The following is a 7,984-nucleotide window of genomic DNA, read 5'->3' as shown; positions in this document are numbered from 1 at the left end:
GGGCGGCGGGTCGTCGTGCGAGCCGAGGGCGAGCAGCCGGTCGCGGGCCGTCTCCAGCGTCCGCCACGCCTCGGCGGCCCGCTGGTCGGCCCGCTCGGCGTCGGTCTGCGCCCGGCGCAGGCGGGAGCGGGCGGACCTGGCGGCGGCGCGGGCCTCGGCCGCCACCTCCTCCGCCTTGGCGATCGCGGCGAGTCTTCCCTCGACGGCCGCCCGGTCGACCGCCGGGGGCAGCGCGGCCAGCTCCGCCTCCAGCCTGGCCACCTGGGTGGAGTAGAGGCCCGCCGACGTCTCGGCCTTGGCGTAGGCGGTCCGCGCCCGTTCGGCCTCCTTCCGCGCGGCGGCCAGCGCGCCTTCGGCGGCCCGGGTCTCCCCTGGCCGCCCGGCGGGCAGGGGGGCGTCGACGGGGCGGAGGCAGACGGGGCACGGGTCGCCCGGGGCGAGCCGGGAGGCGAGGTCGGCGGCGGCGTGGGCGTCACGCAGCCGGTCGCGCAGCCGCTCCGCCTCGGCCACGGCGCTGTCGGCATCCTGGAGCGCCGACCTCAGCGAGGCCAGGGACTCCGCCGCCGAGCGGGCCTGGGCGCGCGCCGACTCCACCTGGGCGGTGAGCCGGTCGCGGGAGTCGAGCGCGGCCAGCGCGGCCTGGGGCCGGTCACGGCCGCCGAGCGCGGCCAGCGCCTCGTCGGCCGCGTGCTCGTCGGCCTCCAGCGCGGCCACCTGGTCCACCAGGGAGGCCGCCGCCTCGGCCGCCGCGCGCCGGGCCGTCGCGAGCGTCTCCACCCCGTCGGGCATCCGCGGCCCGGCCAGCGCCGCCTGCCGCTCGGCCACGGCCGCGCGCTCCTGGGCGGCCCGCCGGATGTCGGCCTCGCGGGCGCGCAGCAGGTCGAGGTCGGCGTCGAGGGCGCCGGCCAGCCGTCGCAGCGCGGACAGCCGCTCGGCCAGCTCCGCCTCCAGCTCGGCCGTCGCGCCGGACAGCTTGGCGAGCTGGTCGCGGGCCAGGGAGGCGGCGGTCCTGGCCGTCTCCTCCTCGCGCACCGCCCGCTGCCTGATCGCCTCGTACACGTCGGCGTCGAGCAGCTGCACCAGCAGGTCCTGCCGCTCGCGCGGCGCGGCGTGCAGGAACTCGGCGAAGCGCCCCTGCGGCAGCACCACGCACTGGGTGAAGAAGCGGTATTCGAGCCCGGTCACCCGCTGCACCTCGGCGCTGACGTGCTCGCCTTCGGCGAGCGGCCTGACCACGGCCTCCCACGCCTCGTCCAGCGGCACCCCGCCGGCCAGCTCGTCGATCCTGGCCTCTTTGGTGCGGACCGTGCCCTTGCCGTCGCGGACGAGCGCCCGGACCACGCCGTAGCGGCGGCCGTCGCTCTCGAACAGCAGCGCCACCTTGCCCGCCGCGACGGACGGGGCCAGCGCGTGGGCGATGACGTTCTCCCTGCCCCAGCGCGGCACGGTGCCGTAGAGGGCGAAGCAGAGGGCGTCGATGATCGTGCTCTTGCCCGCCCCGGTCGGCCCGGTCAGCGCGAAGTAGTCGACGTCGGAGAAGTCCACCTCCACCGGGTCGCGGAAGCTGCCGAAGTGGTCGAGTCGCAGCAGCAGCGGGCGCATCAGCCGGTCACCTCGTCGTAGAGCCGGTCGAACAGCGTCGCCACCTGCTCGTCGGCGCGGCCGGTCGCGGTCAGGTACTCGCGGAACAGCTCGCGCGGGCTGCGGGCGGGCGCGCGCGACTCCCGTACGGCGGACACAGGGCGGAAGCGCTCGTCCAGCGACACGTCGAGGGTGCCCGGCAGCAGCTCGCGCACCTGGTCGGCGAGGCCGACGCGGGGTTTCTCCTCGACGACCACCCGCAGCCAGTCGTCGCCCGCCTCCAGCGACTCCAGCTGGTCGAGCGTGCCGCGCACGGTGCGCAGCCTGCGCGGCGAGCGGAACACGACCTCCTCCACGACGGCGGGCCGGCCGGGCGCGACGTCCACCAGCAGCGCACCGGGCAGGTTGCCCTCCTCGCCGAAGTCGACCGCGAGGGGGGAGCCGCTGTACCAGATGGGGCACGGGCCGGGCAGCTGCTGGCGGCGGTGCAGGTGGCCCAGCGCGGCGTACTGGGTGGACGCGGGGAAGGCGGTGGCCTCGAAGTAGTAGGAGAAGATCGACTGGGCTTCGCGCTCGCCGCCGCCGAACCGGCCGCCGGGGAGCGTGCCGTGCGTGGTGATCAGGTTGACGGTGTCGCTCTGGAACCCGGCGGTGAGCGCGCCGATCAGCTCGGCGATGCGGGCGGCGTAGTCGCGGTTGTGCTCCGCGGCGGTGCCGGCCAGCACTTCGGCGGCGCGCACCACGTAGCGGTGCGACAGGAAGGGCAGCACGGCCAGCCGGACCGGTTCGCCGGTGCGGGCGGCGAAGGAGAGCGTGCCGCCCTGGTCGGGGCGGCGGAACGAGCCCACGACGTGCAGGCCCAGCTTGCCGAGGAGCGGCCGGTAGACCTCGAACAACTGCGGGTTGTCGTGGTTGCCGGCCAGCACGACCACGTCACGGCCGCCCTCGCGCAGCGCCATCAGCGCGGGCAGCACGAGCTGCTGCGCCTCGGGGGTGGGCGCGGAGGTGTCGAACAGGTCGCCGGCCACGATCACCAGGTCGACGTCGCGCTCGCGGGCGGTGGCCACCAGCTCGCGCAGCACCGCGCGGTGCTCGTCGAGGCGGGAGCGCCCTTTGAGCACCTTGCCCACGTGCCAGTCGGCGGTGTGCAGGATCTTCACGAGTCGGCCTCTCAGAAGGGCGGGATGTCGTCTTCGACGCCGGGCAGCCCCTGGAACGGATCGGCCGACGCCTCGGCCGGGGCCAGCGCCTCGGACGGGCGGGTTGCCCAGGCGGGGAACGGGAAGGCGACGACCAGCGGCACCGGGATCTCCGGCTGGGCCACGAACATCGTGCCCGGCCTGGCGATGGTGGCCCGGTCGCGGACCGTCGGGGGCAGCCAGCCGTACTCGGACCTGGCGGCCTCGGCGGTGTCGAGCCGGCCCGCGACGCGCACGGCGCTGTTGGCGACGATGCGGCGCTCCACCTCGGACGCGGTCTGCTGGGCGCCGACGAGGATCACGCCGAGGCTGCGGCCGCGCTCGGCCACGTCGAGCAAGATCTCCTTGATCGGCGAGTCGCCCTCGCGCGGCGCGTACTTGTTGAGCTCGTCGAGCACCACGAACAGCAGCGGCTTGGCGGTGCCGGAGGACTCCTTGCGGTGGAACTCGCCGCGCAGCACCACGCCGACCACGAACCGCTGCGCCCGCTCGGGCAGGTTGTGCAGGTCGACGATCGTCACCTGGGCGCTGGAGGTGCTGACCGAGTGGTTGCGGTAGAACGGCAGGTCGCCGCGGATGATCGGCGACAGGGCGCGGACGGCGCTCCTGAGCCGGCGCAGGAAGGCGTTGACAGTGCCGAGGGGGGTCTGCGCGCCGGTCCACTGCTGGCGGCTGCCCTCGTCCTGGAGCTGGTCGGACAGCAGCTCGACCAGGTCGGAGAAGGTGCGGCAGGAGGTGCCCTGGATCATCACCGCGCCGCTGTCGCCGACCGGCTCCGCCCACGCCTTGAGCCGGGCCGCGACCTGGCCCACCAGCAGGGAGTAGCCGGCCCGCTCGTCGTCGGCGTCGGCGAAGGCGAAGCGCAGCAGCTCGTCCTGGCAAAACTCGACGAGCGTCCAGTAGAAGGCGCCGACGCCGTGGGTGCGGGCGGAGACGTGGGGGACGCCGTTGGGGTCGCCGGGCCGGGGCGGGGCGAACACGTGGACGCTGCCGAACGGCCTGGCCGGCAGCCCGAGCCGGCCGTAGACGCTCTTGGCCGCCGCGTCGAGCCGGACGTTGTCCTGGTCGAGGAAGAGCAGGTCCTCGCCCTTGACGGAGAAGATCAGCGCCTTGGTGTTGGCCGCCTCGCCGCCCAGGACGCCCGAGTTGAAGATCGAGTAGAGCAGGAACGTGGCGAACGAGGTCTTGGTGGCCACCCCGGAGACGCCGGAGATCGACACGTGCGCGCCGCGGGTGCCGTCGAGGAAGTCGAAGTTGACGTAAAGAGGCTGCCCGTCGCGGCCCACGCCGAGCGGCACCCGGCGCTCCATCACGTCGAAGTAGAGAGCCTGGTCGCGGTCGCCCGCCCCGGCGAGGTAGACCTTGGCGCCCGGCAGCGGCGGCACGAACACCTCGGGCTCGACCCGGGTGACCCGTACTTCGGCCACCTCGACCACGGCGGCGGGCAGCGCGCCCTCGGCGATCAGGAACACGTCGGAGTCGTAGGCGGCGCCCTCGTGGCGCGCCTCCACGGCCGTCACCACCCCGGCCACCACCAGCGGGCCGTGGCCGGGCACCTCGCGCCTGGTCACCACGACGTCGTCGAGCTGCACGACCTTGCCCGGCTCCAGCCCGATCCAGAACGACAGCGGCGAGGCGGCCTGCGTGCCCAGCACCCGGCCGACCGCGGCGGCCGCGGCCGCCCCGGAGGCCACGGAGGCCCCATCGACGCTCGTCATCCCGTTGACCGTCACGAAGCCCTCCACCCCCATCAACGCCTCCCAGCAGGGTAATGCGCCGCGGTGACAGAAGCGTGCCGCACACCGGAAGAACCGTCTCGACCCGGCGCTCGGGCACACTGGGCGGGTGACGTCGATAGATCATCCGCCGGCCACGCCGTTCGAGGAGCGGTTGTGGGCGGCTCATCACGACGGCCGCACGGCCCTGTGCCTGAGCCTGCTCCGGGACGCCGACCTCGCGCTGCCGATCACGGCGGGCGCGGCGGCCGGGACGGAGGCGCCCGCCTGGGCGACGGCCGCGGACGCCGAGCGGACGTGGGTGCTCGCGTACACGTCGGTGGCGGCGATGCTGGCGGCCACCGGCGGCGTCGCCGCGCACTGCCGGGTCGTCTCGCCGGTCGAGCTGGCGGCAGGCTGGCCGGACCCGCGCTGGGGCCTGGCGATCAATCCGGGGCTGCCCGCCTCCTTCATGCTGGAGTCGGGCACGCTCGCCAGGCTGGCGGTGCCCACGCTGGCCCAGGACCTCCTCCTCGCCCCCGGGTCCGGGGTGCCGACGGTCCAGAAACTGCTCTCGCCCGCGGACGTGCACGACCTGATCGTCGGCGGCGAGCCGAGGATCTCCGGATACTGCCATCACGCGCTGGACGTCTCGCACATCGCGACGCCGTCCGTGCTCGCCGAGGCGCTGGGGCAGCGCGACATGCTGACCGTCGACGGCTCGCTGAACGTCCTGCGCTGGCGGCCGGTCGGTCTCGATCTCTACCGCACCCCGTACGGCGGGACCGACGAGGAGCGCAGGGCGGCGGTGGCCGGGTGGGTGGTCGAGGAGCCGCCGTTCGTCGGGCTCGGCCTGGTCCCGAACGTGGACCAGGTCATCCGCGAGTACAAGGTGTACGGGGTGGTCCTGCCGCACGGCGCGGAGATCTGGGAGCTGACGATCGGGGGGACCGAGCACCGGCGCGCGATGTACCACGGCGACCTGCGGCGGTGGCTGCTGATCGGGACGGGGACGGTATGAGCCGGGCGTTCTACCGGGCCCGGTGGCGGGGAGCCGACTACCTGGCCAGTCCCGAGCCGCACCCCGTGGAGCTGTGGGTGCGGCTGCGCAGCCCCGAGCCGGCTGACGGGTTCGAGGAGGTCGAGCCCGGCTGTCACGTCCGCGCGGTCCCGGCTGCGGAGTGCGCCGCGCTGGACTTCGTGACCGTGGAGTGCCGGTGGCGGGGCGAGCCGTTCCAGGTGCGCGAGGAGCGGGACGGGCAGGTGCTGCTGGAGTATCTCGGCGGGTCCGCGCTCACCGCCCGGGGGCTGGGGCTGGAGCGGATCGAACGGGGCGTCTACCGGCTCTGGGTGCCCTCCGTAGAGGTCGAGGATCTCGGGGAACGGGCCGTGCCCCTCAAAGGTGACGATCAGCCCCTTTGACCTCTCACTTGCCATCCGATGTTCATGTGACGGAAAATGCCCAGAAACACAGATGTTTCGTTAGATATGGCAGGTGTGAGGGAGGATGTTCGGCGTGGAACCCGTCGTGCCTCCCGATACAGCCGCGATGCGGGCATACGCTGACGAACTGCGCCAAATGTTCCGGCAGATCCAGGACAGCGGGCTGGAGCTGCACGCCCGCGCCCAGACGGTCCAGATCACCGAGAAGTCGCGTGACGGCCTGGTGTCGGTGACGGTCAACGCACGGGGGGAACTCGTCCGGCTCGACCTCGACCCGCGCGTCTACCGGCGTCCCGACGCACGGCTGCTGGCCGACACGATCACCCAGACGACGCATCGGGCGGTCGCCAGGGCCCGGGAGCAGGTCATGGAGATCTTCGAACCGGTGATCCCGCGGGCGGAGCTCCAGGCCCACCTCGACGGCGACGTCGAGGCCGCCCTGGCGCGCCTCGCGGATCGGATGGAGGGCAAGGCGTGAGGCTCTGGAACGGCACCGAGATCACCAAGCCGGTGGTGGACCGCGGCCTGGCCCAGTGGGAGACCATGGCCGAGGACCTGGACGCGAGCCTGGCGGACCTGACCGTCAAGCTCAAGGAGGCCCTGGCCGCCGCCCCGTGGGGCGCGGGCGCCGAGGGGCGGGCGTTCTGGAGCGCCCACTTCCAGGGGGACGGGCCCACCCGCCTGATCGAGCAGTGCGCCCACCTCTCCAAGGAGATCTCCGGCGAGTCCGGCAGGGTGCGCAGCGCCGTCGACAACACGCTCGCCGTGGACGCCGCCATGAAGCAGGACCTCTCCTCAGGATTGAGAGCCTGAGGCCGGGGACGTGACCATCAACGGGGGATCGGACGTCCAGGGCCCTACCAGCTATGTCGGCGGCGGACAGCCGAGCATGGCGCAGATCGTGGCCATCGACAGCGACGTCCGTCCGGTGTGGGAGACCGAGGCGCTGCCCGACTGGGTGGTCAACTGGCTGATCCCCATGCTGTCGGCCGGGCAGAAGTGGCCCGAGGCCAGCGAGAGCGGGCTGTCGACGCTGGCTCAGAGGTACGTGAGCCTGGCGAACGGCGCCACCGCCGGCACCACCCAGGCGGGTCAGGCCACCCGCACCGTCGTGACGGGCTGGGCCGCGCCGTCCACCGCGGACTTCGTCACCAGGGCCAGGACCCTGCACGGCGAGCAGGGCGGGCTCGCCGGCGTGGCCAGGAACGCGCACGGCTACGCCCAGCAGGCCAACAACTTCGCGGTCGAGACCCAGTACTCGAAGATCTCCATCAACGTGGCCTTCTGGGTGACGGTCGTCGCCATCGCCATCGCCCTGATCGCCTCGTTCTTCAGCGCCGGGGTCAGCACCGCGATCATCGGTCCGTACGCGGCCGCGGCCCGGGCGGCGATCAGCCGGATCCTCGTCAGGCTGATGACCGTCGGCGCCAGGCAGGTGGGCACCTCCCAGTTGGCCAGGGTGACGGCGCTGAGCGGGGCCACCGGGCCCGCTCTCATCTCCCGGCTGCTGGCCTCGACGCTGGGCCGGGAACTCGTCGAGGAGATCGGCGAGGAGTTCTTCATCGACGCGGCCACCCAGTACCAGCAGATCAAGGACGGCACCCGCGAGAGCTGGGACTGGAAGAAGTCCATGGCCGCCGTCGTCGGCGCGGGCACGGGCGCCGTCATCGGCACGAAGGTGGCCGGGCCGGTCTCCCAGGTCACCGGCGTCGTGCCGGGGTTCGCCGGGCGCGCCCTGACCACCGGCGCGACCAACATGGTCGCCTCCCCGGCGGGCAGCTTCGTGGCCAACGGCGCCGTCTACGGGCAGTGGCAGAACCCGTTCAGCGCCGAGTCCCTCACGGGCGCCTTCCTCGGCGGCGCCGGACGTACCGGGTCGATCAGCCCTTTCAGTCCCGACGTCTACTCGGCGCTGGCCAACCCGACCTCGACGCTCGCCTCCGCGTACGACCACGCCGCCCGCGCCGACGCCGCCCGCGCGGGTGACCCGCCCCCCTCGGCCCCGGGCGCGAACGCCCCGAACGGCGGGAACAACCCGGACGGCGG

At 73.7% G+C, this 7,984-nt stretch carries 8 protein-coding genes; 5 read left to right on the top strand and 3 right to left on the bottom strand.

Annotated elements, in window-relative coordinates; genetic code table 11:
* The 3 genes from OUY22_RS34400 to OUY22_RS34390 all read right to left on the bottom strand — a co-directional run.
* Positions 1-1,602 (bottom strand): AAA family ATPase (locus OUY22_RS34400; RefSeq protein WP_270159477.1); only part of this gene is annotated, 1,602 nt, incomplete at its 3' end.
* Positions 1,602-2,741 (bottom strand): exonuclease SbcCD subunit D, encoded by a 1,140-nt coding sequence (locus tag OUY22_RS34395; RefSeq protein ID WP_270159476.1) that lies wholly within the window; start codon positions 2,739-2,741, stop codon positions 1,602-1,604. The genes OUY22_RS34395 and OUY22_RS34400, both read right to left, overlap by 1 nt.
* A gap of 11 nt (positions 2,742-2,752) precedes the next feature.
* On the bottom strand, positions 2,753-4,531 hold the full coding sequence (locus tag OUY22_RS34390; RefSeq protein ID WP_270159475.1) for an ATP-binding protein: 1,779 nt from the start codon (positions 4,529-4,531) through the stop codon (positions 2,753-2,755).
* A gap of 94 nt (positions 4,532-4,625) precedes the next feature.
* Between OUY22_RS34390 and OUY22_RS34385 the strand changes: the two genes are divergently transcribed.
* The 5 genes from OUY22_RS34385 to OUY22_RS34365 all read left to right on the top strand — a co-directional run.
* Positions 4,626-5,516 (top strand): SseB family protein, encoded by an 891-nt coding sequence (locus OUY22_RS34385; protein ID WP_270159474.1) that lies wholly within the window; start codon positions 4,626-4,628, stop codon positions 5,514-5,516.
* The gene (locus tag OUY22_RS34380; RefSeq protein ID WP_270159473.1) at positions 5,513-5,917 is read left to right on the top strand and encodes a hypothetical protein; all 405 of its coding nucleotides are present in this window, start codon (positions 5,513-5,515) and stop codon (positions 5,915-5,917) included. Before OUY22_RS34385 ends, OUY22_RS34380 begins: the two co-directional genes overlap by 4 nt.
* 127 nt (positions 5,918-6,044) lie before the next feature.
* Entirely contained in the window at positions 6,045-6,416 is a 372-nt protein-coding gene (locus tag OUY22_RS34375; RefSeq protein WP_270159471.1) for a YbaB/EbfC family nucleoid-associated protein, read from the top strand.
* Positions 6,413-6,751, top strand: coding sequence for a hypothetical protein (locus OUY22_RS34370; protein WP_270159470.1), 339 nt, complete (start codon positions 6,413-6,415; stop codon positions 6,749-6,751). Before OUY22_RS34375 ends, OUY22_RS34370 begins: the two co-directional genes overlap by 4 nt.
* Before the next feature lie 76 nt (positions 6,752-6,827).
* Positions 6,828-7,984: WXG100-like domain-containing protein (locus OUY22_RS34365; protein WP_270159469.1), on the top strand; the 1,157-nt coding region annotated here is incomplete at its 3' end.

It is taken from the genome of Nonomuraea corallina (assembly GCF_027620315.1).
Taxonomy (GTDB): domain Bacteria; phylum Actinomycetota; class Actinomycetes; order Streptosporangiales; family Streptosporangiaceae; genus Nonomuraea; species Nonomuraea corallina.
The sequence above is the reverse complement of the archived record's forward strand: the minus strand, read 5'-3'. Positions and strand labels throughout refer to the sequence as shown.